Source organism: Pseudomonas sp. GM80 (assembly GCF_000282515.1).
Classification (GTDB): domain Bacteria; phylum Pseudomonadota; class Gammaproteobacteria; order Pseudomonadales; family Pseudomonadaceae; genus Aquipseudomonas.
On the sequence record NZ_AKJD01000090.1, the window covers coordinates 1 to 26989 of the forward strand.

Annotated in this window: 29 protein-coding genes; 17 read left to right on the plus strand and 12 right to left on the minus strand. The window is 59.4% G+C overall.

Translation table 11 applies throughout. The features are described 5' to 3' along the window. Positions 1–83: 83 nt before the first annotated feature. Positions 84–743: a methyltransferase family protein gene (locus tag PMI37_RS15315; protein WP_008082356.1), complete on the minus strand. Its 660-nt coding sequence runs from the start codon at positions 741–743 to the stop codon at positions 84–86. A 181-nt stretch (positions 744–924) separates the two neighbouring features. Continuing rightward, positions 925–1821 (minus strand): LysR substrate-binding domain-containing protein, encoded by an 897-nt coding sequence (locus PMI37_RS15320; protein WP_008082358.1) that lies wholly within the window; start codon positions 1819–1821, stop codon positions 925–927. A 112-nt stretch (positions 1822–1933) separates the two neighbouring features. Between PMI37_RS15320 and PMI37_RS15325 the strand changes: the two genes are divergently transcribed. Genes PMI37_RS15325 through PMI37_RS15335 form a run of 3 tightly spaced genes read left to right on the plus strand, consistent with a single transcriptional unit; the run spans position 1934 to position 4215 of the window. After that, on the plus strand, positions 1934–2983 hold the full coding sequence (locus PMI37_RS15325) for an aldo/keto reductase (protein ID WP_008082359.1): 1050 nt from the start codon (positions 1934–1936) through the stop codon (positions 2981–2983). Further along, positions 2983–3780 carry an SDR family NAD(P)-dependent oxidoreductase gene (locus tag PMI37_RS15330; RefSeq protein WP_008082362.1) on the plus strand — a complete coding sequence of 266 codons (798 nt, stop codon included), beginning with the start codon at positions 2983–2985 and terminating at the stop codon, positions 3778–3780. The genes PMI37_RS15325 and PMI37_RS15330 overlap by 1 nt, the downstream gene beginning before the upstream one ends. Before the next feature lie 24 nt (positions 3781–3804). Beyond that, entirely contained in the window at positions 3805–4215 is a 411-nt protein-coding gene (locus PMI37_RS15335; protein ID WP_008082363.1) for an SRPBCC family protein, read from the plus strand. 414 nt (positions 4216–4629) lie between these two features. Here the strand turns inward: PMI37_RS15335 and PMI37_RS15340 are convergent, their stop codons facing one another. Both PMI37_RS15340 and PMI37_RS15345 read right to left on the minus strand, forming a co-directional pair. After that, the gene (locus tag PMI37_RS15340; protein ID WP_008082364.1) at positions 4630–6024 is read right to left on the minus strand and encodes a sensor histidine kinase; all 1395 of its coding nucleotides are present in this window, start codon (positions 6022–6024) and stop codon (positions 4630–4632) included. Further along, positions 6002–6685 carry a response regulator transcription factor gene (locus tag PMI37_RS15345; RefSeq protein ID WP_008082365.1) on the minus strand — a complete coding sequence of 228 codons (684 nt, stop codon included), beginning with the start codon at positions 6683–6685 and terminating at the stop codon, positions 6002–6004. The genes PMI37_RS15340 and PMI37_RS15345 overlap by 23 nt, the downstream gene beginning before the upstream one ends. A gap of 198 nt (positions 6686–6883) precedes the next feature. On the opposite strand from PMI37_RS15345, the gene PMI37_RS15350 reads away from it, so the two are divergent. From PMI37_RS15350 to hcnC, 6 genes are all read left to right on the plus strand, one after another. Next, positions 6884–7186, plus strand: a complete 303-nt coding sequence (locus PMI37_RS15350) for a hypothetical protein (protein ID WP_045123157.1) — start codon at positions 6884–6886, stop codon at positions 7184–7186. Positions 7187–7378: 192 nt separating this feature from the next. Beyond that, positions 7379–8308: a hypothetical protein gene (locus PMI37_RS15355; protein ID WP_008082367.1), complete on the plus strand. Its 930-nt coding sequence runs from the start codon at positions 7379–7381 to the stop codon at positions 8306–8308. 218 nt (positions 8309–8526) lie between these two features. Beyond that, on the plus strand, positions 8527–9075 hold the full coding sequence (locus PMI37_RS15360; RefSeq protein WP_338009889.1) for a hypothetical protein: 549 nt from the start codon (positions 8527–8529) through the stop codon (positions 9073–9075). Positions 9076–9315: 240 nt separating this feature from the next. After that, positions 9316–9630: a (2Fe-2S)-binding protein gene (locus tag PMI37_RS15365; protein WP_008082369.1), complete on the plus strand. Its 315-nt coding sequence runs from the start codon at positions 9316–9318 to the stop codon at positions 9628–9630. Then, complete coding sequence (gene hcnB, locus PMI37_RS15370; RefSeq protein ID WP_008082370.1) at positions 9627–11036, plus strand: cyanide-forming glycine dehydrogenase subunit HcnB; 1410 nt, start codon at positions 9627–9629, stop codon at positions 11034–11036. The genes PMI37_RS15365 and hcnB overlap by 4 nt, the downstream gene beginning before the upstream one ends. After that, on the plus strand, positions 11029–12288 hold the full coding sequence (gene hcnC, locus PMI37_RS15375; RefSeq protein WP_008082371.1) for a cyanide-forming glycine dehydrogenase subunit HcnC: 1260 nt from the start codon (positions 11029–11031) through the stop codon (positions 12286–12288). Before hcnB ends, hcnC begins: the two co-directional genes overlap by 8 nt. 135 nt (positions 12289–12423) lie before the next feature. On the opposite strand, the gene PMI37_RS15380 is transcribed toward hcnC, so the two are convergent. Then, a complete protein-coding gene (locus PMI37_RS15380; RefSeq protein WP_008082372.1) occupies positions 12424–14232 on the minus strand; it encodes a monovalent cation:proton antiporter-2 (CPA2) family protein in 1809 nt (602 codons plus the stop codon). A 261-nt stretch (positions 14233–14493) separates the two neighbouring features. On the opposite strand from PMI37_RS15380, the gene PMI37_RS15385 reads away from it, so the two are divergent. After that, on the plus strand, positions 14494–15408 hold the full coding sequence (locus PMI37_RS15385; RefSeq protein WP_008082373.1) for a LysR family transcriptional regulator: 915 nt from the start codon (positions 14494–14496) through the stop codon (positions 15406–15408). Here PMI37_RS15385 and PMI37_RS15390 read toward each other — a convergent pair. Together PMI37_RS15390 and PMI37_RS15395 are read right to left on the minus strand one after the other, a co-directional pair. After that, positions 15398–16165: a substrate-binding domain-containing protein gene (locus PMI37_RS15390; RefSeq protein ID WP_008082374.1), complete on the minus strand. Its 768-nt coding sequence runs from the start codon at positions 16163–16165 to the stop codon at positions 15398–15400. The two genes, PMI37_RS15385 and PMI37_RS15390, sit on opposite strands and share 11 nt — an antisense overlap. Positions 16166–16177: 12 nt before the next feature. Then, positions 16178–17470: an MFS transporter gene (locus PMI37_RS15395; RefSeq protein WP_008082375.1), complete on the minus strand. Its 1293-nt coding sequence runs from the start codon at positions 17468–17470 to the stop codon at positions 16178–16180. Positions 17471–17895: 425 nt separating this feature from the next. On the opposite strand from PMI37_RS15395, the gene PMI37_RS15400 reads away from it, so the two are divergent. Then, positions 17896–18201 carry an RcnB family protein gene (locus PMI37_RS15400; RefSeq protein WP_008082377.1) on the plus strand — a complete coding sequence of 102 codons (306 nt, stop codon included), beginning with the start codon at positions 17896–17898 and terminating at the stop codon, positions 18199–18201. A 9-nt stretch (positions 18202–18210) separates the two neighbouring features. On the opposite strand, the gene PMI37_RS15405 is transcribed toward PMI37_RS15400, so the two are convergent. Beyond that, positions 18211–19290 (minus strand): sensor domain-containing diguanylate cyclase, encoded by a 1080-nt coding sequence (locus tag PMI37_RS15405; protein WP_008082378.1) that lies wholly within the window; start codon positions 19288–19290, stop codon positions 18211–18213. 163 nt (positions 19291–19453) lie between these two features. On the opposite strand from PMI37_RS15405, the gene PMI37_RS15410 reads away from it, so the two are divergent. Further along, positions 19454–19792, plus strand: coding sequence for an FKBP-type peptidyl-prolyl cis-trans isomerase (locus tag PMI37_RS15410; protein ID WP_008082379.1), 339 nt, complete (start codon positions 19454–19456; stop codon positions 19790–19792). Between the two features lie 143 nt (positions 19793–19935). On the opposite strand, the gene PMI37_RS15415 is transcribed toward PMI37_RS15410, so the two are convergent. The 4 genes from PMI37_RS15415 to PMI37_RS15430 all read right to left on the minus strand — a co-directional run bounded on the left by PMI37_RS15415 (position 19936) and on the right by PMI37_RS15430 (position 22693). Continuing rightward, positions 19936–20247 (minus strand): helix-turn-helix domain-containing protein, encoded by a 312-nt coding sequence (locus PMI37_RS15415; protein WP_008082380.1) that lies wholly within the window; start codon positions 20245–20247, stop codon positions 19936–19938. 3 nt (positions 20248–20250) lie between these two features. Next, a complete protein-coding gene (locus tag PMI37_RS15420) occupies positions 20251–20574 on the minus strand; it encodes a type II toxin-antitoxin system RelE/ParE family toxin (protein ID WP_008082382.1) in 324 nt (107 codons plus the stop codon). A gap of 200 nt (positions 20575–20774) precedes the next feature. Then, positions 20775–21152 (minus strand): DUF6124 family protein, encoded by a 378-nt coding sequence (locus PMI37_RS15425; protein ID WP_008082383.1) that lies wholly within the window; start codon positions 21150–21152, stop codon positions 20775–20777. Positions 21153–21589: 437 nt separating this feature from the next. Next, positions 21590–22693, minus strand: coding sequence for a cytochrome P450 (locus tag PMI37_RS15430; protein WP_008082385.1), 1104 nt, complete (start codon positions 22691–22693; stop codon positions 21590–21592). A 360-nt stretch (positions 22694–23053) separates the two neighbouring features. Here PMI37_RS15430 and PMI37_RS15435 point away from each other — a divergent pair, with 360 nt between their 5' ends. From PMI37_RS15435 to PMI37_RS15455, 5 genes are all read left to right on the plus strand, one after another. Beyond that, the gene (locus PMI37_RS15435) at positions 23054–23467 is read left to right on the plus strand and encodes a hypothetical protein (protein WP_008082387.1); all 414 of its coding nucleotides are present in this window, start codon (positions 23054–23056) and stop codon (positions 23465–23467) included. A 65-nt stretch (positions 23468–23532) separates the two neighbouring features. Beyond that, positions 23533–23940 (plus strand): hypothetical protein, encoded by a 408-nt coding sequence (locus PMI37_RS15440; protein ID WP_008082388.1) that lies wholly within the window; start codon positions 23533–23535, stop codon positions 23938–23940. 62 nt (positions 23941–24002) lie between these two features. Continuing rightward, on the plus strand, positions 24003–24764 hold the full coding sequence (locus tag PMI37_RS15445) for an ArsR/SmtB family transcription factor (RefSeq protein WP_008082390.1): 762 nt from the start codon (positions 24003–24005) through the stop codon (positions 24762–24764). A gap of 121 nt (positions 24765–24885) precedes the next feature. Then, complete coding sequence (locus PMI37_RS15450; protein WP_008082392.1) at positions 24886–26106, plus strand: putative DNA modification/repair radical SAM protein; 1221 nt, start codon at positions 24886–24888, stop codon at positions 26104–26106. Then, positions 26103–26927: a TIGR03915 family putative DNA repair protein gene (locus PMI37_RS15455; protein ID WP_008082393.1), complete on the plus strand. Its 825-nt coding sequence runs from the start codon at positions 26103–26105 to the stop codon at positions 26925–26927. Before PMI37_RS15450 ends, PMI37_RS15455 begins: the two co-directional genes overlap by 4 nt. Positions 26928–26989 lie beyond the last annotated feature (62 nt).

Here is a 26989-nt window from a genome sequence, read left to right on the forward strand (position 1 = left end):
CGATCTTTTGATCTTGCTTCTGAAAATAAAGATCAAAAGATCGCAGCCTGCGGCAGCTCCTGCATGGGGTACGTTGTGCGAATTCAGTAGAGGCCTGGGATGAGGCGCCAGCTGCGTGCGCAGTACGCGTCATATTCGGCGCCGAACTGCGCGCGCAACAGGGCTTCTTCGGAATGAATGCGGGCGATCAACGGAATCAAGGTCAGCGCCGCCAGCACCAGCCCGACGCTGGAACGAAACGCCAGCGCCCAGCCCACGGCATTCACCACCAGGCCCAGATAACTTGGATTGCGTAGATGCTGGTAGATCCCGTCCGTCACCAGGCGATGCCCCGGCTGGATCGCGACCAGACCACTGAACCGTCGCCCCAGTACAAACACCGGCCACAACCGCAACGCGCCGCCGACGATAAACAGCAACGCCCCCAGCCAACGCACGCCTTCGCTACCAAACGTCCAAAAATTGATGCGGTCGCAATAGGCCGGCAGAAAACCACTGATCAAACCGATGACCCCGAACGCCGGAAGCACCCAGCGATTGGCCCGGTCCTCGCGTTCCCCGGAACTGAGGTTGACCTCGGTAAACAGCGAGGCCACCACCATGGCCACGGTCGCCAGCGCCACCAGCACCAGCGAGCCGTGGGAGAAAAACATCGCCACGCCACCGATCCCCCACACCGCCAGGCCCAGATAGGCGAGGGTGGCGAGCACCGCGACCACGGTCATTTGCGCTGACATTCTCATGGCGATCTCACGGCAGGCTGCTGATCCATTCAGTGTAGGAGCTGCCGCAGGCTGCGATCTTTTGATGGCGTTTTTTAAAGCAGGATCAAAAGATCGCAGCCTTCGGCAGCTCCTACAGGGATTGCCGGCGTACGCCTACCGATGAACCTGTGGGAGCGGGCTTGCCCGCGATGAGGCCCGTTCAGTCAGCGGAAATCTCACTACCGGTCAAAACCGTGCGAAAGGTTTCTACCAAGGGCCGCAAATTGATCCGGTGCCACGCTGCCCATAGCGGTGTGGTAAACGCCAGCCACGGCACTTCGCGCAGCACCACGCCCGGTGGCGCGTTATGGCTCAAGCCTTTCTGAATCATCGCAATCCCCAGTCCCGACGCCACCAGCCCCAGCGCGGTAAACGGCTCGGTCGCCTGCATGCGCACATCCGGCGTGAAGCCTGCGCGGATGCACGCGCTGACAAACTCATCACTGGCATCCTGACGCGGCTGCACGCCGATCCATTCCTGCCCGGCCAGGTCCAGCGGGCTCAACACGGCTTGCTGCGCCAGCGGATGCCGTTCCGGCAATGCCAGCAGCATCGGATCATCCAGCACCTGAAAACCCAGCAGATCCGGGTCGTCATCGGTCGGCGGCTCACTCACCAACGCAATATCGAGACTACGCTGTCGCAGGCCTTCCAGTTGTTCGGCCGAACTCAGGTTGTACAAGGCGACATGTACATTGGGCCGATCAACGCGCAACACGCGCAGGGCATTGGGCAAAACCCCGGCATGCATGGCGTTCTCGATGTAGCCGATGCACAAGCCGCCTTCTTCACCACGACCCAGGCGCTTGCCGAGGGATTCGAGGCGATTGGCGTGGGTCAGCAGGGCGCGGGTTTCGGCGAGAAAGGTCTGGCCGTCGCGGGTCAGGCGAATGCGCTGTTGGCTGCGCTCGAACAGGGTCAGGCCCAGGCGTTCTTCGAGCTGTGCGATCTGCCGGCTCAGGGGCGATTGGGAAATGTGCAGCCGTTCGGCGGCGCGGCCGACGTGTTCTTCCTCGGCGACGGCGACGAAGTAGCGCAATTGGCGGATGTCGATCATGTCAGACCTATAGGGACTCAAGTGCTGCGCATTATGTCTTGGACGGTCTCGGTGTCGCAATCTAGGATCTGCTCAACGGTCACGCAGACCCAGAACCTGTGAGGAACATCCAATGAGCTTGAAAGACAAACTGCCCGGCCAACTGGGCTTCGGCACCGCACCACTGGGCAATATGTTCCGGGCAATTCCCGAGGAAGAAGCGCAAGCCACCGTGCATGCCGCGTGGGATGCCGGCGTGCGCTACTTCGACACCGCGCCGTTCTACGGCTCGGGCCTGTCGGAAATTCGCCTCGGCGAAGCGTTGAAGCAGTACAACCGCGACGACTACGTGCTCAGCAGCAAGGTCGGCCGGGTAATTCTCGACGAAGTCGAAGACGCCGCTGCCCGTGATCTCGGCGAAAAAAGTGGTGTGTTCGAACACGGTCGCCCGAACAAGATCGTCAACGACTACAGCGCTGACGCGACGATGCGTTCGATCGAAGACAGTCTCAAGCGCTTGCAAACTGATCGCCTCGACATCGTCTGGGTGCACGACATCGCCCAGGACTTCTACGGTGATCAATGGCTGGAATACTTCAATCAGGCCCGCACCGGCGCGTTCAAAGTGCTGACCCGTTTGCGCGAAGAAGGTGTGATCAAGGGCTGGGGTTTGGGCGTGAACAAAGTCGAGCCGTGTGAACTGACCCTCGACCTGACGGAAGCCCAGCCTGACGGGTTCCTGCTGGCCGGTCGCTACACCTTGTTGGACCATGAACGCCCGCTGCAACGGCTGATGGATTCGGCGCTGACACAGAACGTTGAAATCGTCGTCGGCGGGCCGTACAGCTCGGGGATTCTGGCCGGTGGTTCGCACTTCGAATACCAGAAAGCCAGCCCTGAGATCATCGCCAGGGTGGAACAGATCAAGCGCATCGCCGCGGCCTATAACGTCGATGTAAAAGCTGCCGCACTGCAATTTTCACTGGCCAACCCAGCGGTCGCGGCGGTGATTCCCGGTGCAAGCAAGCCGGGGCGAATTGCTGAAGATGTGGCGGCGTTGTCGGCGGTCATTCCTGCCGGGTTCTGGCAGGCCTTGCGTGACGCGAAACTGGTTTCTGAACGGGCGCCGTTGCCGGATCAAAAGATCGCAGCCTTCGGCAGCTCCTACATGGGAGGTGTGTAATGAAGATTGATTTGGGTGGCAAACTGGCGATTGTCAGTGGCAGTACGGCGGGCATTGGCTTGGGCATCAGCCAGTCATTGGCTGAGGCGGGGGCCACGGTGGTCGTCATTGGTCGTGACGCCGGCAAGGTCGAACAGGCGCTGGCGAGCATCCGCGAGAAAGTCCCGGCTGCACAATTGCGCGGTTTGACGGCGGATTTGGGCACCGCCGACGGCGCGCAAAAACTCTTTGCCGCTGAACCGCGTGCCGACATTCTGGTGAACAACCTCGGCATCTTCGACGCCGTCGATTTCTTCGAAGCGCCGGACAGCGAGTGGACACGCTTCTACGAAGTCAACGTGATTTCCGGCGTGCGCCTGGCGCGGCATTACGTGCCGGCGATGGTCGAGCAGGGCTGGGGTCGGGTGATCTTCCTGTCCTCGGAATCCGGCGTTGCCACACCGGCCGACATGATCAACTACGGCGTGACCAAAAGCGCCAATCTGGCGGTGTCCCACGGCTTGGCCAAACGTCTGGCTGGCACCGGGGTGACGGTCAATGCGATCCTGCCGGGACCGACCTTCACCGATGGCCTGCAAGACATGCTCAAGGATGCCGCCGCCGAATCCGGGCGCAGCCTGCGTGATGAGGCCGACGCCTTTGTGCTCAAGGCCCGCCCGACCTCGATCATCCAGCGCGTGGCGGATGTAGAAGAGGTCGCGCATCTGGTGACCTACATCGCTTCGCCCCTGTCTTCGGCCACCACTGGCGCAGCCTTGCGCGTCGACGGCGGCGTGGTCGACAGCCTGACTATCTGAATTGTTCAAGAGAGACGTTTATTTATGCCTACAGCATCTGCAACCATCGACATCCCGGCTTCGGCCGATCAGGTCTGGCAATTGATCGGCGGCTTCAACACGCTGCCGGACTGGCTGCCGTTCATACCCAACAGCGAACTGAGCGACGGCGGGCGTGTGCGCACCCTGCAAACCGCTGACGGCGGCGTGGTGGTCGAGCGCCTGCAAACGTTCGACAATGCCGCGAAGACTTACAGCTATTCGATCGAACAGGCGCCGTTCCCGGCCACTGATTATCTGGCAACGATCAAGATCGAAGCCCAGGAGCAGGGCGCCCGGGTCACATGGTCGGGCCGCTTCAACGCCAAAGGCGTGAGTGACGAAGAAGTGGTGGCGCTGTTCAATGGCATCTACCAGGGCGGCCTGGAAGCGCTGCGCGCCAACTACCCAACCTGAGGAACACCTCGATCCAATGTAGGAGTGAGCCTGCTCGCGATAGCAATCTTCCAGTAACGAATAAGTTGACTGACACACCGCTATCGCGAACAGGCTCACTCCTACAGGGGTTGCACTCCAAGGTGGGGGTCAGGAATTTTCGATCAGGCTCTGTCGGCAATCGAGCAGCAGTTCGCCACACAGATGCCGACTTCCAGCCTGATGAGGAAGTGCTGACGCCGTTCAACGGCATCTACCAGCCTGGAAGCGCTGCGCGCCAACTACCCCGCTTAATCATCCAACACAAAAACCTGTGGGAGCTGGCTTGCCAGCGATGGCGGTCGGTCAGTCGCCAACGAAGGTGACTGAACCACCGCTATCGCTGGCAAGCCAGCTCCCACAAGGACCGTATTAGTCTGGACTATCAGTAGGGGGTCAGGAATTTTCGATCAGGCTCTGGCGGCAATCGAGCAGCAGTTTCGCGCCGCCCAGATCGCTGCTGCCGACTTCAAGGCTGAAGCCATGCAGGCTGACAATCGCCGCGACAATCGACAGGCCCAAACCAAAACCACCCTGCGGTTGCCCGCCCTCGGCGCGATAGAAACGCTGGAACACCGCCTCGCGCTCGGCCTCGGGAATCCCCGGGCCGGAATCGTGCACTTCAATCCGCGTCTGCCCACCGGCATTCACCCCGCGCAGCATCACCGTGCCGCCGGGTGGCGTGAACTTGATCGAGTTGCTCAGCAGATTGGCCAACGCTTCAAACAGCAACGCCCGATCACCGTTCAGCGCCGGCAACGTCTCCGGCATGTTCAAGTCGAAACGCAGCTCGCCTTCCTCGGCCAGCGGCAGGTAAAACTCATGCAGCTCTTCCAGCAGTTGCACCGGATCCAGCTCGACAAACCCTGAGCGCCGCTGCCGATCCTCCAGCTCGGAAATCCGCAACAACCCGCGAAACCGCGCCATCAGCGTATCCGCTTCCGCCAGCACCAGATCCAGTTGCGCCGCTTCCTGCGAACCTTCGCCAGCCTGCTGCTGCATGCGATACAACTGCGCGCGCAGACGCGTCAGCGGGGTGCGCAAATCATGCGCGATGTTGTCGCAGACGCCTTTGACCTCATTCATCAAGCGTTCGATGCGCTCAAGCATGGCGTTGACGATGGCCGCGAGCATGTCCAGTTCATCGCGACGGTTGGACAGCGGCAATCGGTGCGTCAGGTCGCCGGCAACAATCGACTGCGCACTGGCCTGGATCGCACGAATACGCCGCAACGGTCGCCGCCGCAACAAATGCCAGCCGGCAATCCCCGGCAGAATCGTCAGCGACACACCCCAGAACAACGCGTGCAAAATGATCCGGGTTACCGCAAACAACGAACCGTTGTCGCGCAGCAACACCAGCCAGCGCCCGTCGCGGGTTTGTGTGGCGACGGCGTCGCAGCTGTCATTGGGCAGGGTCGGGTCGTCGGAATCGGCGCAGTCGGCGAGCATATGGATCTTGCCGTCCAGCGGCAGGCCCTCGGGGATCTGCTGCAGCGCGCCGCCCAGATACGTGCCCTGCGCATCGAACAAGCCATAGGCGTCGATGCCGCGAATGTCGAAGGTCATGCTCGCGGCGAGGGCTTCTTCCAGTTGCGCACCGCGAAAATGCGAGAACAAATGCTGACGTTGCATCAGCGAATGTTTGGCGAGGTTGTCGAGGTAACCGGACACCTCGTAATACATGACCCCCATGAGGATCGCGCTCCAGGCCACGAACAGCGAACTGTACAGCGCCAGCAAACGGCTGCTGGAGGAGCGCCAGCCGTCAGACGGGTTCGGCAATGACATAACCCGAGCCCCGTACCGTGCGGATCAACGGAACGTTGCCCACCGCGTCGATCTTCTTGCGCAGACGGCCGATATGCACGTCGATGAGGTTGGTACCCGGGTCGAAGTGATAACCCCAGACTTCCTCGAAAATCATCATCCGCGAGAGGATCTGGCCGCTGTTGCGCATGAGGAATTCGAGCAGCTTGTATTCGGTCGGCAGCAGCGTCAGCACCTGCTCGGCGCGGCGCGCTTCGTGGCTGATCAAATCCAGCTCAAGGTCGGCGACCTGCAACGTCGTCGCCTGGGTGGCGACGCTGTTTTGGCGGCGCAGCAAGACTTCAACCCGCGCGGCCATTTCATCGGTGGCGAACGGTTTGGTCAGGTAGTCATCGCCACCGGCACGCAAGCCGCGCACGCGTTCATCGACATCGGAAAGCGCGCTGATCATCAGAATCGGCGTGGCCACGCCCATGGTCCGCAGCGTGGTGACGATGGCCAAACCATCGAGCTCCGGCAACATGCGGTCGAGGGTGATCAGGTCGTAATTGCCGCTCACGGCGCGGTCGAGGCCTTCACGGCCATTGTCGACCCAGTCGACGTCGAGCCCGTGGCTGCTCAGTTCGGCGACGATTTCCCGGGCGGTCACGGCGTCGTCTTCGATGGTCAATATACGAGTCATAGCGCAGGCCTTGATCGGTTCAAACGGAATGGCAGCATTTTGCCAAGAATTTTCCGTGACGCTTTAAATTAACTTTCATGTTGTAGCTGTCATTTGCGCGCCTCGGCGATTAATTTGCACGAACGTTGATATCATCTGGCCATAATTTAAAACAGGAGTGGTTCCGTGCGTACTTCGATTCGCCGTGGCTGGATGCCAATGTTCGGACTGTTGCTGGTGATCGGCAGCGCTTCGTCCTGGTCGGCCAACACGCCTTGTTCGGGGAAGAAAGGCGGGATTGATCGCTGCGACGGCGACTTGTTCCTGTGCAATGACGGCTCGATCAGCGGCTCGAAGAAAAGCTGCGCAGCGATGTTTGGCGAGCGCCAGCAGGCACGGCCGCAAAATTTCCTCCAGAGCGATGAGGGTTGCGCCTGTGGTACCGGTTCATTCTGTACCGGACCACGTGGCGGGGTGTATTGCCTGACGCCAAGCGGTAACAAGAGCTACAAACGTAAATAACTGGCATTTGTGCCAATGCATAAAACCCGCTGTTATCGGGCGCTTGTTGCAAATTGCATGGTCTTAGGAAGTTCATTCTTTGTAACTTGCTGAATAACAACGATTTATTTTATTTCGGTTTCTGGCACGGTCGCTGCAATTCCTCTGGTGACGAGTTGTAACACCATTTTTCATGCCTGGAGCAGAACAACAATGAATAGATCCCCTGATGGGTTTTATCCCGCCGTTGAAGAGTCGAGCAGCGTTTCGGGCGTGTCCTGGGGCGCGATTTTCGCCGGTGCTGCGGCTGCCGCTGCCCTGTCGATGATTTTGGTTTTGCTCGGTTTCGGTTTGGGTTTCTCTGCCGTTTCACCGTGGGCCGGAGAGGGCGTCAGCGCCAAGGGCCTGGGCATATCGACAATCGTCTGGCTGGCAGTGACGCAAATCATCGCTTCCGGCATGGGTGGCTACATCGCCGGTCGCCTGCGGGTGAAGTGGGCGAACATGCACGGCGATGAAGTGTATTTCCGTGATACCGCCCATGGCTTCCTCGCCTGGTGTGTGGCGACGCTGGTCACTGCGATTCTGGTGGTGGGCTCCGTCAGTAGCGTCATCAGTGGTGGTGTGCAGGCCGGTGCCAGCGTCGCTGGCGGCGCAGCCAGTGCCATGACCCAAGCCGCCGGTACCGCTGCGGCCAACACCGACAGCAACCAGTACGGCTACTACATCGACAACCTGTTCCGCGATGACCGTCCGGCTTCTGTCAGCGATGACGCCGCGCATGGTGCCGTCGCGCGCATCTTCGCCCAGAGCCTGGCCAACGGTCAGCTCAGCGCCGAAGATCGTACCTATCTGGCGCAACTGGTGGCGCAACGGACCAACCTCAGTCAGGCCGATGCTGAACGTCGTGTCGACGAGATCTACGCCCGCACTCAGAAAGCCATTGCCGACGCCAAGCTGAAAGCTCAACAAGCCGCTGACACTGCCGCCAAAGTCGCTGCCGTGACGTCGCTGTGGATGTTCGTCGCGCTGTTGGCCGGTGCGTTCTTTGCCAGCTTCGCAGCCACCTTCGGCGGTCGTCGCCGGGATGCGGTTGAGTACGTTGAAGTCGACACCTACACCACGACCACTCCAGTCCGTTAACAAGGAGCATCACCATGCGCTCATTACTGCTGTTTTTCCTCGGTGTACCGATCCCGATCATCATTCTGATCGCCCTGTTCGTGCACTGATTCAACGAACCATTGGGGCCCATGCCTCGGCCGCTGCCACCTTCGGGTGGTAGCGGCTTTTTGCATTCTGGGGGGCCAGCGGCGAGAATCGCCGACGGAAGTGGATCGGCCGCTTTTACCTCTTTAAGGATGAACACGTTGGACAAGAAGGAAATCAAGCGCCAGTTGGTGGAAATGCTCGAGGCCGGGCGTTCGAAAACCGAAACGTTCAAGGCGCTGTCGGGCGGCAAGGTCAAGGATCGGGTGTTGGCGGCGTGGATCGGTGCCCGGCCGGATCCGCTGCTCAGAGAAAAACACTCACTCAAGGTCACGTTGTTGATCGTGCTGATCTGTATTCAGGCGTTTATCGGTGCGGTGTCCGGGTTCTTTCTGTTTTACGAAGTCAGCGCCGGCCTGGCTCTGACCATGATGTTGATCGCCGGCGGCGTCCCGCTGTTGTTTGCCTGGTGCTTCTACAAAAACGTCGCGGCGGCCTACACGGTCTTCATCATCCTCAACATCAGCCAGGTGTCGCGCATGTTCAAAGGCTATGAGGAGGATCCGCTGTCGACCGTGATTGCCGTCGGCATCACTTTCGCGATCGTGTTCTACGCCGGTTGGGTCAAATCGCTACTGTTCCCGGACCTGGGTTTTATCGGCGCGAAAAAGATCAAGGGGCAGTTCGTCTTCTCCAACTGATCGTTGAACAATCCGACTGTTTTCACTGGCCTGGATCAATATTTCGCCTGGCGATATCGCCTAACGTAAATGATCCAGGCCTTTGCTGAGGTATGAACTACAGTGCTTCACGCGCACCTTGGTTGCGCTGACGGAGTACCTGCGTCGACGCCCCAATCACAGCTATAAACGCGTCGACACGGTGTAGTGCAGCAAGGAGCTGACACAACCTCAACCGAAATTTCACGGATGAACATCGCAATGCACTGCCTAGAAAGAACCTTCGATATCCAGCCGTTGGCGCAGGCGGATATGACTGTCCACATCAATGGCCAAGCGGTGACCGCCGCCATCGGCGAAACCGTCCTCAGCGTTATCCAGTCCCTCGGCGTGCGACAGATCGCACGCAACGATCACGATCAGATCAGCGGTGCCTACTGCGGCATGGGCGTGTGTCAGTGCTGCCTGGTGAAAATCAACGGCCGGCACAAACGCCGCGCCTGCCAGACCGTGGTGCGCGACGGCATGCAGATTGAAACCCAGGTCAACCGCATCACCGCGCAGGAGGTCATATGAACCTGCAACCGGTGATTGTCGGCGGTGGCCCGGCGGGGATGGCCGCGGCCATCGAACTGGCGCGCCACGGTGTGCGCTGCACCTTGCTGGAAGAAGCCTCGCGCCTGGGCGGTGTGGTTTATCGCGGGCCGCTGCGTGACGGCGTGCAACTGGATTATCTGGGCCCGCGTTATTCCGAGGCGCTGGGCAAACTGCACGGTGATTTTCAGGAGCAATCCGGGCTGATCGATGTGCGCCTCAACCACCGCGTGGTCGGTGCTGAAGGCACCCGCGCCCTGGTGGTGCTGGACGGCGACGAGCAGTTGCATGAGATCGAGTATTCGCAGTTGCTGCTCGCTGCCGGCTGCCATGAGCGCAGCGTGCCGTTCCCGGGCTGGACGTTGCCGGGGGTGATCATGCTGGGTGGCCTGCAACTGCAAATCAAAAGTGGCGTAGTCAAGCCGCAAGGGCCGGTGATTATCGCCGGCACTGGGCCGTTGCTGCCGCTGGTGGCGACGCAGTTGCACGCCTCGGGCGTCAGCGTGGCCGGCGTATACGAGGCCTGTGCGTTCGGCAAGATTGCCCGTGAGAGCCTGGCGCTGTTGAACAAGCCGCAGCTGTTTCTCGATGGCTTGAGCATGCTCGCCTACCTGAAACTGCACGGCATCCCGATGCAGTACGGTTGGGGTGTGGTCGATGCCCATGGTGAGGGTGAATTGAAAAGCGTCAGCGTCGCACCGTATTCGGCCACCTGGGAGCCGGATCTGTCGCGTGTCGAACGCTTCGAAGCGAAGACCCTGGCGGTCGGTTACGGCTTCATTCCGCGCACGCAACTGAGTCAGCAGATGGGCCTGGATCACGGTTTCAGTGACGACGGTTACCTGCGCGCCAATGCCAACCTCTGGCAGCAAAGTAACGAACCCCACGTACACCTGGCCGGCGACATGGGCGGGATTCGTGGCGGTGAAGCGGCGATGCTCGCAGGCAAGATCGCGGCGACGTCAATCCTGTTGCAGCGCGGTGTGCTTGAAGATGAACTGGCGCGCGTGCGCCGCGACCGTTACCTGAGCAAACTCAAAGCCATCGTGCGCTTCCGCGCCGCCGTCGACCGCTACACCGAACGCGGCGTCGGCCAGACCGCATTGCCCGCCGCCGACACGGTGATCTGCCGGTGTGAACATGCGACCCGTGCCGACATCGATCGCGCGCTGGAGCAGGGCGTGCAAGACATTGCCAGCTTGAAAATGCGCACCCGCGTGAGCATGGGCGACTGCCAGGGGCGGATGTGCGTCGGCTATTGCAGCGACCGGCTGCGTCAGGCCACCGGGCGCACGGACGTCGGTTGGCTGCGGCCGCGTTTTCCGATTGATCCGATACCTTTTTCTGCGTTCCATTCTGTCGGCACGGAGGCCGCTGCCCATGAGTAAGTTCTACGATGTGGTCATCGCCGGTGGTGGCGTGATCGGCGCGTCGTGCGCCTATCAACTGTCCAAACGGAAAAACCTCAAGGTCGCGTTGATCGATGCCAAACGCCCGGGTAATGCGACCCGTGCCTCGGCCGGTGGCTTGTGGGCGATCGGTGAATCGGTCGGCCTCGGCTGCGGGGTGATTTTCTTCCGCATGATGTCGGCCAATCGCAAGCGTGAAACCCAGGGCGCGGCGGTGGCGGTGGACGCGAGCACGCCGCACATCCTGCCGGAGTCGTTCTTTGACTTCGCCTTGCAGTCCAACGCCTTGTACCCGGCGCTGCACCGCGAGCTGAAAGAAAACCACGGGATGGATTTCAAGTTTGAAAAGACCGGGCTGAAATTCGTGATTTATGACGACGAAGACCGGCTCTACGCCGAACACATCGTCGGCTGCATTCCGCATCTGGCTGATCAGGTGCGCTGGCTCGATCAAGCGCAATTGCGCGAAGCCGAACCGAGCGTCAGCCATGAGGCACGCGGGGCGCTGGAGTTTCTCTGCGACCACCAGGTCAGCCCGTTCCGCCTCGCCGACGCATACATGGAAGGCGCGCGGCAGAACGGCGTCGACATCTACGTCAACACCAACGTCACTGGCGTGTTGCATCACGGCACGCGGGTGACCGGCGTGCAGACGGCCGAGGAGGGCGTGTTCCACTGCAAGACCCTGATCAACGCCAGCGGTGCCTGGGCGGCGGATTTGAGTGAGTGGGCGACGGGGATTCGGATCCCGGTGAAACCGGTCAAAGGCCAGATCCTGCTGACCGAGCGCATGCCGAAGATCCTCAACGGCTGCCTGACCACCAGCGACTGCTACGTGGCGCAAAAGGACAACGGCGAGATCCTCATCGGCAGCACCACCGAAGACAAAGGTTTCGACGTCACCACCACCTACCCGGAAATCGCCGGGCTGGTGCAGGGCGCCGTGCGTTGTCTGCCGGAACTCAAGGACGTCAACCTGAAACGCACTTGGGCAGGCTTGCGCCCGGGGTCGCCGGATGAGTTGCCGATCCTCGGGCCAATGCGTGGCGTGGAAGGGTACCTGAATGCCTGCGGACACTTCCGCACCGGCATCCTGACCTCGGCGATCACCGGCGTACTGCTCGACAAACTGGTCAACGACGAGCCGCTGCCACTGGACATCACACCGTTTCTGGCGGACCGCTTCGAAGTGGCCCCGGTCAAACCAGCATTGGAATTGGAACTGGCCTGACCTCGGCAAGATGATCGTTCCCACGCTCTGCGTGGGAATGTCTCAAGGGACGCTCCGCGTTCCAGCTTTCGAATTGGAACGCGGAGCGTCCCCGGCTGTATTCCCACGCGGAGCGTGGGAACAATCAGATGAGGCTCAAGATTTGCGTGATTGTTCTTCGAGTTGGTCGGATTCGAACAACCGCGCCAGTTCCGCACGGGCTTCCTGGGCGGTTTGCAGGACTTTTGCCGCGTCGTCGTAAATCGCGTGTTGCGCTTCCAGCACCTGTTCGTCGTGGTGTTTGAAGCGCTTGATGCGGGCATCGGCCTGAGCTTGGGTCAGCCCTAAGCCAACCAGCGTTCGCCGGCTCATTTCCAGACTTGAATAATACGTCTCGCGAATCGCTTCAGCGCCAACGTCGACCAAACGGTGCACGTGTTGACGGTTACGTGCCCGGGCGATGATTTTCATGTGCGGATACAGCTTGCGCACCACCTCGGCCGTCTTGATGTTGGTCTCCGGGTCATCCGTGGCAATCACGAAATATTCCGCCTCGCCGACCTTGGCCGCGTTGAGAATTTCCGGGCGCATCGGGTCGCCGTAAAACACCGGCACACCGCCAAAGCTGCGCGACAGCTCGATGGTTTCCACCGAGGTGTCGAGCGCGACGAACTTGATGTTCTGCGCGCGCAGAATACGCGCGACGATCTGGCCCATCCGGCCCATACCGGCAATCACCACGCGCGGCGTGTCAGTGTCGATCTCACGGTATTGTTGCGGCACTTCCACCGGCTGCACTTTCGGGCTGACCAGGCGCGCGCAAATCAACAGCAACAACGGCGTCAACGCCATCGACAGGGTGATGGTCAGCACCAGCAGGTCATACAGGCGCGGCTCGAACAGCCCCTGATCGCGGCCGATCTTGAACACCACAAAAGCAAATTCACCCCCAGCGGCGAGGACGATGCCGAGGCGGATGGCACTGATCTTGTTCAGCCCACCGGCCAGACGTCCAACCACAAACAGCAGCGGCAGTTTCAGGCCAATCAACAGCAGCGTCAGCCCCAATACGGTGATCGGTGCACTCAGCAACAGGCTCAGGTTCGCGCCCATGCCGACGCTGATGAAAAACAGCCCCAGCAGCAGGCCCTTGAACGGCTCGATCTGCGCTTCCAGTTCATGCCGATATTCCGAGTCCGCCAGCAACAGACCGGCGAGAAACGCCCCCAACGCCATCGACACGCCAACCAGATCCATCAGCCACGCCGTGCCGATCACCACCAGCAGCGCGGTGGCGGTGGACACTTCCGGCAGACCGGTTTTCGCCACCACGCGGAACACCGGACGCAACAAATATCGCCCACCGACCACGACCACCGCGATACCGCCGAGCACCTGCAAACCATGATTGATATCTTCAGCGGTGCTGGTGGTGTGATTGCCACCCGCGAGCATCGGCACCAAGGCGATCAACGGGATCGCGGCGATGTCCTGGAACAACAGAATGGCGAACGCCAGGCGACCATGCGGGCTGGTCAGTTCCTTGCGCTCGGCAAGACTCTGCAGACCAAACGCCGTGGAAGACAGCGCCAGGCCAAGCCCCAGTACAATCGCGCTGTTCAGCGGTTGGCCAAACACCGACAACGCCAACACACCAATCACCGAAGCTGTCAGCAGCACCTGCGCCAGACCGACGCCGAACACCGATTTGCGCATCACCCACAAACGTCGCGGTGACAGCTCAAGGCCGATGATGAACAGCAGCAAGACCACACCCAATTCGGAAATATGCGCCACGCTCTGCGGATTGCCTATCAAGCCCAGCACCGAAGGGCCGATGATCACCCCGGCGAACAGATAGCCGAGCACGGCGCCCAATTGCAGACGTTTGGCCAAAGGCACAGTGAGCACCGCCGCGAACAGAAACACGACAGCGGCTTGCAACAGATTGCCTTCATGGGGCATGGATTTACTCCTGACAGCGGTACGGCGGGGGCGACAAGGATAAGGGCTGAATCGTTTCCAGATCCACCAAAGATCCCCTGTAGGAGCTGACGAGTGCAACGAGGCTGCGATCCTTTGATCTTGCTTTGGGGTTCAAACAAACAAGATCAAAAGATCGCAGCCTGCGGCAGCTCCTACAGGGGATTTTCGTTGTTTCTGTGATAATTGGCATCAATTGGTTACATTCATAACTCCAGCGTATCAATCTTTCCGAGTCCTGCCATGGCCATCAACTTCGACCTCAACGATCTGCAAGCCTTTCGCGCGGTGGTCGAGCAGGGCAGTTTCCGCAAGGCCGCCGACACTGTGCGCCTGTCGCAGCCGGCGTTGAGCCGACGTATCGAAAAGCTCGAAGACGCCCTCGGCGTAAAACTCTTCGAACGCACAACGCGCAAGGTCAGCCTGACCCAGGCCGGACGCGGTTTCATGCCGAGTGTCGAGCGTCTGCTGGATGATCTCGATGTGGCGTTGCTGGGCATCAGCGAAGTCGCCTCGACCCGTTTGGGCCACGTCACCGTTGCCTGCGTACCCTCGGCGGCGTACTACTTCATGCCGCGGGTGGTCGCCCGCTATCACCAGCAATTCCCGCGCATCAAAGTCAAAGTCCTCGATTCCAGCGCCCACGATGTGCTCAGCGCGGTGGTCAATGGCGAGGCGGATTTCGGCTTGAGTTTTTTGGGCACGCAGGATGCCAAAGTCGACTTTGAAGCGCTTGTGCAGGAGTGCTACGTCGTCGCTTGTCGCCGCGATCACCCGTTGGCCGGGCGCAGCAGCGTGACGTGGGACGAGTTCTATCAGCAGGATTACATCTCGCTGGACAAGACTTCCGGCAACCGGTTTTTGCTCGATCAGGCCCTGAGCACCGTGGTGCCGCAGCGTCAGAGCATCTGTGAAACCAAGCACGTGACAACCATGATCGGTCTGGTCGAGGCGGGGTTGGGGGTGGCGGCGGTGCCGCTGATGGCGCTGCCGGGGCCGGATCATCCGATCCTGACGCGGGTGCCGCTGACCAATCCGCAGGTGATGCGCAGTGTCGGCATCATCAAGCGCCGGGGCCGTACATTGACCCCGGCGGCATTGGAACTGGAGCGGCTGGTGGTGGAAATGAAAGTCCAGCCGCCAACGATCAACGTTTGACCGAATCCAGCCCGGTGGCCTGCACATCAGCTTGCGCAGCCGGTGCGGCGAGGTAGGCGAGCAAGGCTTTCGCCTCTTCTGGATGCTGCGCACCGACCGGAATCCCGGCAGCAAAACGCGTCACCGACTGCACCGATTCCGGAATCTTCGCGACGAAACTCACGCCCGGCACCGGCAGCAATTCGCTGACCTGCTGGAAGCCCAGTTGATAGTCGCCGGTGGCGACCACCGAGCCGACCGGGACTTTCGGAATCATCTTGGCCTTCGGTTTCAGCTGATCTTCGATGCCGAGCTTCTTGAACAATTGCTCTTGGATGTACACGCCGCTGGCGCTGTCGGAGTAGGCCACCGACTGCGCGTCGAGCAAGGTTTTCTTCAGTGCGTCAACGTTGCTGATGTCCGGTTTCGCCGCGCCTTCGCGCACCACCAGACCGATCCGCGAGTCCGCCAGTTCCACGCGCGAAGCCGGGTCAACCTTGCCTTGCTTGATCAGATCATCAAGGGCGTAGCCGACCATGATCACCACGTCGGCGTGTTCGCCGCGCGCGAGGCGATTGGGGATCGCTTCCGGGGCCTTGCCCATCGACGGGCCGAGTTGGGTGTCGAGGGTGTTACCGCTGGCGGCGGCGAATTTCGGCCCGAGGATTTTATAGGCGGCAGTGAAGCCCCCCGACGTCATCACGTTCAGCTGTTCAGCGTGTGCCAGGGCGCTGAAAGCGCAGAGGGCGATGGCGGCGAAGTTAAAGAGTTTTTTCATGGTCATGGTTCCTTATGCTGCGACCGGTTGCAGACGGCCGCCCGCGCGGCGATAGAGGTACAGCGTGGCGCACAACGCGCACAGCGCGCCGATGCTCATCCAGTAACCCGGCGCGGCTTTGTCGCCGGTGTACTGAATCAGGAAGGTCGACATCGCTGGGGTAAAGCCGCCGAAAATTGCCGTGGCCAGGCTGTAGGCGAGGGAGAAACCGGCGACGCGCACTTCCACCGGCATGATTTCGGTCAGCGCCGGAATCATCGCGCCGTTGTACATGCCGTAGATGAACGACAACCACAGCAGCGACAGCAACATGTGGCTGAAGCTCGGCGCCTGCACCAAGTACGACAGCGCCGGGTAGGTGGTGGCCAGCGCCAGCAGCGACATCGCGATCAGCACCGGACGACGACCGATGCGGTCCGACAACATGCCGCCAATCGGCAGCCAGAAGAAGTTCGACACGCCCACCAGCAAAGTCACCAGCAGTGCGTCCGAGGTGCTCAGGTGCAGCACGGTTTTGCCGAACGTCGGCGCGTACACGGTGATCAGGTAAAACGCGGTGGTGGTCAGGGCGACCATCAACATGCCGCCGAGGACCACGCCCCAATTCTGGCCAAGGGTACGGAACACTTCGCGCATGCTTGGGCGGTGTTTGCGCGCAGCGAACTCTTCGGTTTCTGCCAGGTTACGGCGCAGCACAAAGATGAACGGCACGATCATGCAGCCGACGAAAAACGGGATCCGCCAACCCCAGTCGGCAATCACGTCAGGTGCCATCCAGGCGTTCAGCGCGAAGCCCAATGCGGCGGCAACGATGATCGCCACTTGCTGACTGGCCGACTGCCACGCGGTGAAGAAACCTTTGCGGCCCGGCGTAGCGATCTCGGACAAATACACCGAAACCCCGCCCAATTCCGCACCGGCGGAGAAGCCTTGTAACAGACGCCCGATCAGCACAAGCGCCGGCGCAAACAGGCCGATGGTTTCGTATCCGGGCACCAACACAATCAATATCGTGCCGCTGGCCATGATCGACAATGTGACGATCAAACCTTTACGGCGACCGACGTCATCGATGTACGCGCCGAGCACGATGGCCCCCAGCGGACGCATCAAAAAGCCCGCGCCGAATACTGCAAAGGTCATCATCAGGGAGGCGAATTCACTGCTCGCCGGGAAGAACACCGACGCGATCTGCGTGGCGTAGAAGCCGAACAGAAAGAAGTCGAACTGTTCGAGGAAGTTGCCCGAGGTCACTCGGAAGATGGCGCCGGCCCGCGAGCCGCCGTGTGGGATTGAGGCTGTCATAGTAAAGGACTCCACCGCTTTTATGACGTGCGCCAAGGAGAGTCAGCGCACGGTTCTTATTGAGGCGGATGGTCGCTCAGGTGTAACAGGATGTTAATTGCATTATTGGCATGCATTGATGTGCAAAGCGGATCAATGTGCTCGACGCATGCTTTTTTGTAGGAGCCAAGCTTGCTCGCGAAAGCGGCGGATCAGGCAATGACGAGGTTGAATGTATCGGCCCTATCGCTGGCAAGCCAGCTCCCACAGGTTTTCGGGGGCCGCAACTTTCGCTAACACCCTGGCCCCATGTGGGAGCTGGCTTGCCAGCGATGGCGGCCCGGCGGACGACTACAATCCCCCAGCCAGCCCAGGCAAAAAACAAGGAATGATTCCCGAGCCGCGCAGTCCGAGTTCAGGTATCACACATCAATGGAGGTTCACCGATGAACAGCAAAACCCTAATCGCCAGCCTGGCCCTCGTTGCCGGCATTGCCGGGATCAGCCCACTCGTTCAAGCGGCGCAAACCTCAAGCGATCCCTCCGTCCAATCCCCGGTCAGCGACCGCGAATTGAAGGTCAACGACCGCGCCCCGGATATTTATCAACGCAGCGAAAAAGCCCTCGACTGGAAAGCCAAAGGCCTGAAGAAGCCTGTCGACCAGGCGCAATGGGTGCAGATCAATGACCAGTACGTCATGGTGATGATCACCAACGGCACCATCGTCGAGATGAAACCGGTGCCGCGTTAAACCCCGGATTCAAAAACCCTGCGCATGCACACGTGCAGGGCTTCCCCTGCCCAACCGATATTGATTGTTGCCACTGCGCTTGGCCTCGTACATCGCCAGATCGGCAATGTGCAGCAAGCGGTCCATGGTCGGCGCGTGGTCGGGAAACACCGCGACGCCGAGGCTGGTGCCGATGTGTCGCTGGTCGTTGCCGATGCTCACCGGAGGCGATAACTCGACGAACATTTTCTGGCAGATGCGGCGGGCTTCGTCCTGCAAGTCGAGACCCAGTGCCAGGCCTTGCAGAATGACCACGAACTCATCGCCGCCGATGCGTGCAACCGTGTCGGTGCTGCGCAGGATGCGTTTCAGTCGGGTCGCGGTGGTGATCAGCACGCGGTCGCCGGCCGCATGGCCGTATTGATCATTGATGCTTTTGAAGCCGTTGAGATCGACAAACACCAGGGCGACTCGGGTGTTGGTCTGCCGGGCCTGATCCAGTGCTTCTGCTAACCGTTGCTCCAGCACCCGCCGATTGGGCAATCCGGTCAAGGGATCGAAATGGGCGAGGTGTTGCAGGTAACTGGCCGAGGCCTTTTCTTCGGTGATGTCGCGTACCACGCCCATCATTTTGATCACCGCGTCGTGGTCGTTGCGCACCACGTTGCCGGTCTCGCGCAGCCAGCGAATCGTGCCGTCGGGCCAGACCACGCGATATTCCTCGTCGTGGTTTTCACCGGTTTGCAGACAACGCAGTTCACCGTCGCGCACCCGAATGCGGTCATCCGGGTGTACGCAGGAGCAGAACAGAGCGTAGGACGGCGTGATCTCACCGATCTTGAAGCCGAACATGCCGTAGATCGCGTCCGACCAGTACAGCCGATCGCTGTCGACTTCCCAATCCCAGGTGCCGATGCGCGCAAAATATTGGCTGCGTTTGAAGCGCTCGGCGTCGCCGTCCTGATGAATGTTGCGGCCTTCAGCGGCGCGGCTGAGCAGCTCACGGTATTCGGCGAGCTGGCGCCGCAAATCGCGCTCGCGCCAGATCAGCATGGCAATCACCGCCAACATGACAATGCCGATGGCAAGGCCGATCCAGAGCTGAATCATTCGGGCGCTGCCAGCATGCTGAATCGATCCGAGAGGTAGTGGCGGTTGGCTATGTTAATGCTTCATCACTCGGTTCGGATACCACGTTGATCTTCGCATTCGGGTTGCCAATCTCCGCCATTTCTGGGAAAACGGCGGCCAGCTGAACAATAGAGTGATTGTTATGAATGATGAACTGCAGGTAATCGATCTCCAGGTGGGCGAGGGCAAAGCCGCGGTCAAAGGCGCGCTGATCACCACGCAATACACCGGGTGGCTGGAAGACGGCAGCGAGTTCGATTCTTCCTACAGCCGTGGCAAACCTTTTCAGTGTGTGATCGGCACGGGCCGCGTGATCAAGGGCTGGGATCAGGGGCTGATGGGCATGCAGGTGGGCGGCAAACGTAAGTTGCTGGTGCCGGCGCACTTGGGCTATGGCGAGCGGACGATGGGCAAGATTCCTCCGCACTCGAATCTGGTCTTCGAGATTGAGTTGCTGGAGGTTTTGACGCGGGAGGATTGAGTGCAGGCGCTGTCGAGTCCTCCAGCGAGCCTTTGGTGGCGCTGGAGGATGTCGAAGGTTAACCCAGAGCCGGTAAACCTTTTATCCTTTCGGAGTTTCGTCAGCGCACGGGTTGAAGTAATCCTTGGCGGGCTGAGTGGTCCTCAGGCCCACTGCAACGGTGGCCCGGACGGAAAGCAGATGTCTACTTCCAACTCTGCTGCTGCCGAAATATTGACCAAGGCATCAAGGGAGAACTTGTCGATTTTCCCGTTGAGTACATCATTGAGGCGTGGCTGAGTAATGCCCAGACGCTTGGCTGCCTCCTTTTGTGGAAGCTCCCAAGCGCGAATGGTCTCGCAAAGCGTACGCATCAGTTTGGCCCGCAGACGCAAATTGGCTGCGTCCTGCGGCGTGTCTTCCAGTGCATCCCAGACGCTTGTAAAACGCAGGGATGGGTCTTGATGATCCTTCATGGCTTAACCTATTTCCTGGTATCTGGCGCGAGCCAGTTCGATATCTCGCGTTTCAGTTTTTCTTGTGGTCTTGTGCATGGCGTGCAGCACATAAATGGCTTCAGGCCGATTGACCACATAAAACACCCGAAACGCTCCTGAATCCTCAGTGATCCTGATTTCGTTGACGCCACGGCCTATGGTTTTCATGGGACGCCAATCAAAAGGTTCTTCACCCTGTTGCAAAAGATCCAACTGAAAACCCGCAGCCCTTCGGGCATCAAGCGGGAATGCACGCAGATCTTTGAGCGCACTCCCGACAAACATCACATCCTTGTGTCTGGGCATCGACTTCTCCTGTTAGAAAGGAAAAGCGTAATAGCTCAGAACCGATCGTGATGCGTCGGAGTGTTGCAAGGGATGGCAAGAGTCTCCATGCCAAAGGTTATATCAGAACAGATATAAAACAAGCTGGGTTTGATCCATCAGACATCTGGTAACAGAAAGCAGAGGTGCGGAAGTACGCTCCCTCACCTCATCAACTCACTTCAATTTCTGGTCGGCGGTTCCAGGTTGTCGAGCGCGCGGTTGACGGCGAGTTCGCCGAGCATCACCACTTGCTGAATGCCGAGCAGGGTATTGCGGTAGGGCGTTTCGAGCAGGCCGGCGAAGTCGCTGAGCATGATGCTGGCCGAGGCCATGGATTCGCAGGCGTGAGCGAGGAGGGTTTCGGTGTCCATGTTCGGGGCGACCAGGAACATGGTGCTGGGTGTTCGCTGCGGTGGGGCGTGGGGTTTGAGGTAGTGATCGAGGGCGCGTTCGGCGGCGTCGTTCAGTTTTGTCGGGTCTAGGGTGGAGTAAGGGGATGTTGGATCGGATTCGGGTATGGCATCTGTTTCCGGGGGATTCGGCGTTACTTTGAACATTGAGTAGGTTTCCAAAGTGATGCTGACACCACCTCGCGACTAAACCAGAGGGTGGCAGCTATGCACAGGTTAGTCGACCGGAAACCCACCCAAACCGGCGCACCCGAAGGCGCCCTGCGCACAGCTACCATTGAGTGAAGTATCGAAATACCTACTGTCTGGAACGTCGTGCAAATTGAATAGATTACCGAGCGACTAAACCCGATCACTGAACATTCAGTGATGCGAACCAAGTTACCGGCGACCCCCGAGTCGCACAAGCCGGCGGATTCTGGCGTAGTTGTAGGCAAAGGCGCAAGGCGCTGTAGCCTCGTGGATGATGTCGAAATGATGCGTTGTTTTTCCGGGCCTTTTCGCGAGCAAGCTTTGCTCCTGCAGTGTCTCGGGGTGTGCAAGAAACCTCTGTAGGAGCCGGGCTTGCCCGCGAAGGCGGACGATCAGTCACCGACGATATTGAACAGTGGAATCCGCCCATTCAGCGAAGGCCGGTAATGCCAGGCCAGTCGCTCCAGATTCACACCGTGATCGAGGATTTCCCTGACAGTCGCACAGGCAATTTCCGTCGCCAACATTTGCCCCGGACACTGATGCCGCCCGCTGCCAAAGCTGAAACTGCGCCGATTCGGCCGATCCAGCAAAAACCTGTCTGGCTGTTCATTAAGCGCCGGATCGCGATTGGCCGAGGCCAGCAGCACCACAATTACCTCCCCGGCCTCGACGCGCACACCGTCGATCTCGCAAGCGGCAGCCACAAACCGCCGAGTGTTCTGCACTGACGGATCAAAGCGCTGCACCTCAGCCAACACCGCATCCATGGACGCCCCGCGCAATCCGGGCTGACGCTTCAGTGCCACCAACCCATTGCCAATCAACCCGGCGGTGGCTTCATAAGTCTGCGAACAAAGGCCGATCAGATTGGCGATCAACGCCTCCATATCCCCTTCGAATCGTTGCCGAATGGCCGTCAGCAGTTGGCTGTCGGACTCGGCCAGCAACTCAACGAAGTAACCCCGCAATTGCTCAGCCGCCCCGTGTGCCGCCACGAGTTGCAAGTCATTGCTCAACGGCGACAGACACGCGACGAAATCGGCGGTCAGCGCACTGATCGTCCGACCCTGCGCCGGGTTGAAACCGAGCAGCGCAGCGACCACGCACACCGGGCCGCGAAACATGGCTTTATATAAGCCGTCGGCGTCTACGGTGATCAATCGAGCGGCCACCAAGGCTCGAATGTGCGCCTCATCAATTAACTCAAGCGCAGGCTCGATCGCCGCACGCGGACAGCGTTGACGCGCGCCGTCATTCATCCGCATCAACTGACCAAATACCTTGCCAGCCGCGCCCTCGGCGATCGCTTTGGGTACCGGCTCCTGCGCAGGCCGCACCCGACAATCGGCATGCGCCAACACCGCACACACTGCCCGCGCGCTGCTGGCGACCCACACTTTTAGCCCGGCATGAAAGGCGAGTCCGCCCTCGGTGCGAAGTTGCGCGTAGTAGGGATAAGGATCGGCATGCGTCGCAGCAATGATCGGGTCCATGGTTCATAGCCTTGTGGAGGGGAGTGGCTTCTACTGTCTGCCGTTTTTTAGGGCGATGATTCGTTGTGCAGCGAAATGTGTTTGTTGAAGTGTGAATGGATTTTTTAGCTGTTTAACCTCAACGCCCAAAGGGTGATGAGTCATCGTTAAAGTTCTCTCAAATAACTTGAATGAAGCACAACTTGTCTAGCTCGATAGTTGAGGGGTTTCGCAGATTCTTAGAGTGTTTTGTATTGTCAACTGTCAGGTATGACAGTTGACGGTGATCTGCGCGCGGTTCCCAATGTTTACGCCGTAGGCAAGGTTGTATGAGAGGGGCAGCAAGTCTGAATCTCTTTTATTATTGTCAGGGAGAGCGCAGTGGACGATACCCATTCAGAAACGGGTGAGAACAACCTTCGAAGGACCTGTTTGGTCGAAGGCGCAATCATGAATCGCTACGGTGGGTATGAACTGGTAAAAATCACTGAGCTTGTTGATTACTCGTATGGTCCGGGCTTCTTGTGGTTTTTGATAAGCGGCGGCAAAACGGGCAGGAAGCAAGTTTTGGGTGTCAGTTTCAGAATAACACCAAGTTTGGAAGTCTATCCCGTCACTCAGGGTCCATTTCGTGCAGTGGATGTTTATTTTAAACCGGGTAGGTCAACATTTCCGGTAGACGCACTGAGCGGATCATTGACCATAACGAAGTTTGAAATGGGCAAGGGAATAGAGGGAGTTCTGAGCGTTACTGCAGAGCGTTACGTGATGGCTGCTAGATTTGAAGTGGTTTGACTTGATGCAGGTGGGGAACATTCAAGAGTGATTAGCGATTCTGATGTCTTTTCGGAGAAATTAAAATGGATGAAGAGAGTGTAAGTCAGGTGTGGGGCAGCGGTTGGTTTGAGGGAGCTTTACGATACCCCGCTGGTTCTTATGAGATTATGAATATGAACGTGGTTAGCGTCACACCCAGTTCGAACAGTGTTAATGTGCAGATCCAGAATAAGACGCATGAGCCGACGATCAGGCTGGCTTTTTATTTTCTGGGCAGGAAGCCAGCGTTGGGAACTTACAACCTGGATGGCGAGAAGGATGGACTTCGGGTTTTTTTTAGGGGGGCTAAAATGTATTCTAATGAATACATCGCAGGCGGTTCAGTCACCCTGAATAATATCGGGGCCGATGGGAAGTGGTTTGCCGGTGTTTTTAAGGGTGTAAGAGATAGCTATGAAATCCAAGGTAAATTTGAGGTTCTTTTACCTTGATAAGCTAAGTTGTGTATTGGGGCGCCGTGAATGTCACGGTCATCTATGAGTGCGGGATAAGAATGCACGCAGAACAGCAAGACATCGGCGTTTCACAGGTGGCCGCCGCCATCGCGGAACCGGCGCGAACGAGAATCCTCTGTTCACTGATGGACGGTCACGCCCGCACCAGTACGGAGTTGGCGACTATCGCCGAGGTCAGCACTTCAACGGCGAGCGCGCATCTGGCCAAACTCAAGGACCTGGCGTTGATACGCCTGCACGTACAGGGCCGCCACCGTTATTACAGCCTCGCCGACCAGCGCGTGGCGCAGGCGCTGGAAGCGTTGATGGTGATTGGCCAGAACGCTACGCCGACGTTCAAACCGCATACTCCGGATCGACTGCAATTTGCTCGCACCTGTTACGACCATATGGCCGGGACACTCGCGGTGTTGCTGCATGACCGTTTGATCGAGGCGGGATGGCTGGTCGAGACCGACGAGCAGGCGTATCGCTTGAGCGACAGTGGCGCGGCGTTGTTCGAAGGGCTGGGCATTGAAGTGCAGGATTTGAGCACGCTGCGGCGCAAGTTTGCCTGCCCGTGCCTGGACTGGAGCATGCGCCGACCGCATCTCGGTGGATCGCTCGGGGCGGCGTTGTTGCAAGCGGCGTTGAAGCGCCAATGGGTGACGCAGGATCTGGACAGTCGGGCGCTGGCGTTGACGGTGGTGGGGCGCAGGGAAATCGCCGCGCGGTTTGGCGTTGAGTTGGCGATTGAACACGGCCAGAGCAAAAGATCGCAGCCTTCGGCAGCTCTTACAGGAGTTCGAGATCTCATGTAGGAGCTGCGGAACGCTGCGATCTTTTGATCTGGAGCTCCTGACCGACGAGGTGCGCTTCTACCACCTTGTAACCCCGAGCTCGACCCTATACTGTACATCCAAACAGTAAAGAGCCCGCGCCATGCAAATCATCGACAAGCTCAGCATCCTCGCCGACGCCGCCAAGTACGACGCATCCTGCGCAAGCAGCGGTGCGCCCAAGCGCAGCTCCGAGGGCAAGACTGGCCTGGGCTCGACCGATGGCATGGGCATCTGCCACAGCTACACGCCCGACGGGCGTTGCGTTTCGTTGTTAAAAATCCTTCTGACCAACTTCTGCCTCTACGATTGCCAATACTGCGTCAATCGTCGTTCCAGTGATGTTCCCCGCGCGCGCTTCACCCCTGAAGAGGTGGTGGCGCTGACCCTGGATTTCTATCGACGCAACTGCGTCAGCGGTCTGTTCCTCAGCTCCGGCATCATCCGCTCGGCGGATTACACCATGGAACAACTGGTGCGCGTGGCCAAGCTGTTGCGTGAAGAGCATGAGTTTCGCGGCTACATCCATCTCAAGACAATTCCCGACGCCGACCCGGCGTTGATCGAGGAAGCGGGGCGCTACGCCGATCGCCTCAGCGTCAATATCGAGTTGCCCACCGATGCCAGCCTGCAAACCCTGGCACCGGAGAAAGACATTGGCTCGATCAAGCGGGCCATGAATACCATCTACACCGGCGTGCAAACGGTCCTCAATGAGCCCCGTTCAGCGAAGTTCGCGCCCGCCGGGCAAAGCACGCAAATGATCGTCGGCGCCGATGACACCGACGACAGCACGATTTTGCACAGTGCCCAGTCGCTGTACGGCAACTACCGCTTGCGCCGTGTTTATTATTCGGCGTTCAGCCCGATCCCCGACAGCCCGAAAAGTGTGCCACTGGCCGCGCCACCACTGATGCGCGAGCACCGTTTGTACCAAGCCGATTTCCTCCTGCGCAGCTACGGTTATAGCGCCGACGAACTGCTCAAGGGCCCGGGCAATCTGGCGTTGGACATCGACCCGAAACTGGCGTGGGCGTTGCAGAATCGCGAGGTGTTCCCACTGGATCTGAACCGTGCCGAAGCGTCGTTGATCGCACGCATCCCCGGCATCGGGTTGCGCACCACCGAACGTCTGGTCGAACTGCGCCGGCAACGCAAGATCCGCTACGAAGATGTCGCGCGCATGCGTTGCGTATTGGCCAAGGCCAAACCCTTCATCATCACCAGCGACTACCACCCGCAGCAGGCCGAGGTCACCAGTCATATGCTTTATCAGCAACTGCGCGACCGGCCGATGCCGCAACAGATGGGGTTATGGGGATGATCAATCTCGACTGCGACGACCTGTTCGACACCTGGCGCCAACAGGCGCGCTGGCTGCTCAGCCATGAAATTGATCCGAGCCTGGTGAGCTGGGCCTCGGAAGGCGTGGGTGATCTGTTTGCCAATAATGATGATCCGGTACCTGAAGGGCAGGGGCCGTTTATGGCGAAGATCCCGCGCGTGCTGCTCGATACCTTGGAGCAAGCGGCGCAATACCGGGGCGACCAGCGCTGGAGTCTGTTGTACGAAGTGTTGTGGCGCGTCAGCCACGGTGATCGCACGGCAATGATGGCCGGTGACAAGCTGGGCAGCGAGTTGCAGCGGCGAATCAAACAAGTGCGTCGCGAAGCCCATCACCTGCATGCGTTTGTGCGCTTCATCGAACGCCCGTCAGCCAGCGCTGGCCCGCAATATGTCGCGTGGCACGAACCGGCGCACGACATCCTGCACAGCGCCAGCGAACATTTCATCGGGCGCATGGGCCAGCATCGCTGGCTGATCGCCACGCCGCGTGACGGGGTTTATTACGATGGCGAGCAACTGCTTCATCAGCGCCAATGCCCGCTGGAATGGCAACAATTGGCGCAGAACGTCGACGATCCGCATGGTGAACTGTGGCTGACCTATTACAGCCACATCTTCAACCCGGCGCGGTTGAACGAGAAGGTCATGCAAGGGCATTTGCCGGTGCGATTCTGGAAAAATTTGCCGGAGGGGGAGCTGATTCCTGGACTGATTACACAGGCACGGATGGGCAAACAGCAGAATGGGCAGGCGAGTGGGATCGCCAATCGGGCCGGAAAAAGGATTGCCTTGAAATAAAAGATCAAAAGATCGCAGCCTGCGGCAGCTCCTACATCGATCTCCTGTAGGAGCTGCCGCAG

Coding starts and splice junctions, on each gene's coding strand:
- PMI37_RS15420 (WP_008082382.1), bottom strand. CDS start 20,574: ATGCCCAGACACAAGGATGTGATGTTTGTCGGGAGTGCGCTCAAAGAT.
- PMI37_RS15330 (WP_008082362.1), top strand. CDS start 2,983: ATGAAGATTGATTTGGGTGGCAAACTGGCGATTGTCAGTGGCAGTACG.
- PMI37_RS15455 (WP_008082393.1), top strand. CDS start 26,103: ATGATCAATCTCGACTGCGACGACCTGTTCGACACCTGGCGCCAACAG.
- PMI37_RS15335 (WP_008082363.1), top strand. CDS start 3,805: ATGCCTACAGCATCTGCAACCATCGACATCCCGGCTTCGGCCGATCAG.
- hcnC (WP_008082371.1), top strand. CDS start 11,029: ATGAGTAAGTTCTACGATGTGGTCATCGCCGGTGGTGGCGTGATCGGC.
- hcnB (WP_008082370.1), top strand. CDS start 9,627: ATGAACCTGCAACCGGTGATTGTCGGCGGTGGCCCGGCGGGGATGGCC.
- PMI37_RS15405 (WP_008082378.1), bottom strand. CDS start 19,290: ATGATTCAGCTCTGGATCGGCCTTGCCATCGGCATTGTCATGTTGGCG.
- PMI37_RS15425 (WP_008082383.1), bottom strand. CDS start 21,152: ATGTTCAAAGTAACGCCGAATCCCCCGGAAACAGATGCCATACCCGAA.
- PMI37_RS15385 (WP_008082373.1), top strand. CDS start 14,494: ATGGCCATCAACTTCGACCTCAACGATCTGCAAGCCTTTCGCGCGGTG.
- PMI37_RS15430 (WP_008082385.1), bottom strand. CDS start 22,693: ATGGACCCGATCATTGCTGCGACGCATGCCGATCCTTATCCCTACTAC.
- PMI37_RS15325 (WP_008082359.1), top strand. CDS start 1,934: ATGAGCTTGAAAGACAAACTGCCCGGCCAACTGGGCTTCGGCACCGCA.
- PMI37_RS15440 (WP_008082388.1), top strand. CDS start 23,533: ATGGATGAAGAGAGTGTAAGTCAGGTGTGGGGCAGCGGTTGGTTTGAG.
- PMI37_RS15350 (WP_045123157.1), top strand. CDS start 6,884: ATGTTCGGACTGTTGCTGGTGATCGGCAGCGCTTCGTCCTGGTCGGCC.
- PMI37_RS15410 (WP_008082379.1), top strand. CDS start 19,454: ATGAATGATGAACTGCAGGTAATCGATCTCCAGGTGGGCGAGGGCAAA.
- PMI37_RS15345 (WP_008082365.1), bottom strand. CDS start 6,685: ATGACTCGTATATTGACCATCGAAGACGACGCCGTGACCGCCCGGGAA.
- PMI37_RS15380 (WP_008082372.1), bottom strand. CDS start 14,232: ATGCCCCATGAAGGCAATCTGTTGCAAGCCGCTGTCGTGTTTCTGTTC.
- PMI37_RS15365 (WP_008082369.1), top strand. CDS start 9,316: ATGCACTGCCTAGAAAGAACCTTCGATATCCAGCCGTTGGCGCAGGCG.
- PMI37_RS15360 (WP_338009889.1), top strand. CDS start 8,527: ATGAACACGTTGGACAAGAAGGAAATCAAGCGCCAGTTGGTGGAAATG.
- PMI37_RS15390 (WP_008082374.1), bottom strand. CDS start 16,165: ATGAAAAAACTCTTTAACTTCGCCGCCATCGCCCTCTGCGCTTTCAGC.
- PMI37_RS15415 (WP_008082380.1), bottom strand. CDS start 20,247: ATGAAGGATCATCAAGACCCATCCCTGCGTTTTACAAGCGTCTGGGAT.
- PMI37_RS15315 (WP_008082356.1), bottom strand. CDS start 743: ATGAGAATGTCAGCGCAAATGACCGTGGTCGCGGTGCTCGCCACCCTC.
- PMI37_RS15320 (WP_008082358.1), bottom strand. CDS start 1,821: ATGATCGACATCCGCCAATTGCGCTACTTCGTCGCCGTCGCCGAGGAA.
- PMI37_RS15355 (WP_008082367.1), top strand. CDS start 7,379: ATGAATAGATCCCCTGATGGGTTTTATCCCGCCGTTGAAGAGTCGAGC.
- PMI37_RS15450 (WP_008082392.1), top strand. CDS start 24,886: ATGCAAATCATCGACAAGCTCAGCATCCTCGCCGACGCCGCCAAGTAC.
- PMI37_RS15340 (WP_008082364.1), bottom strand. CDS start 6,024: ATGTCATTGCCGAACCCGTCTGACGGCTGGCGCTCCTCCAGCAGCCGT.
- PMI37_RS15400 (WP_008082377.1), top strand. CDS start 17,896: ATGAACAGCAAAACCCTAATCGCCAGCCTGGCCCTCGTTGCCGGCATT.
- PMI37_RS15445 (WP_008082390.1), top strand. CDS start 24,003: ATGCACGCAGAACAGCAAGACATCGGCGTTTCACAGGTGGCCGCCGCC.
- PMI37_RS15395 (WP_008082375.1), bottom strand. CDS start 17,470: ATGACAGCCTCAATCCCACACGGCGGCTCGCGGGCCGGCGCCATCTTC.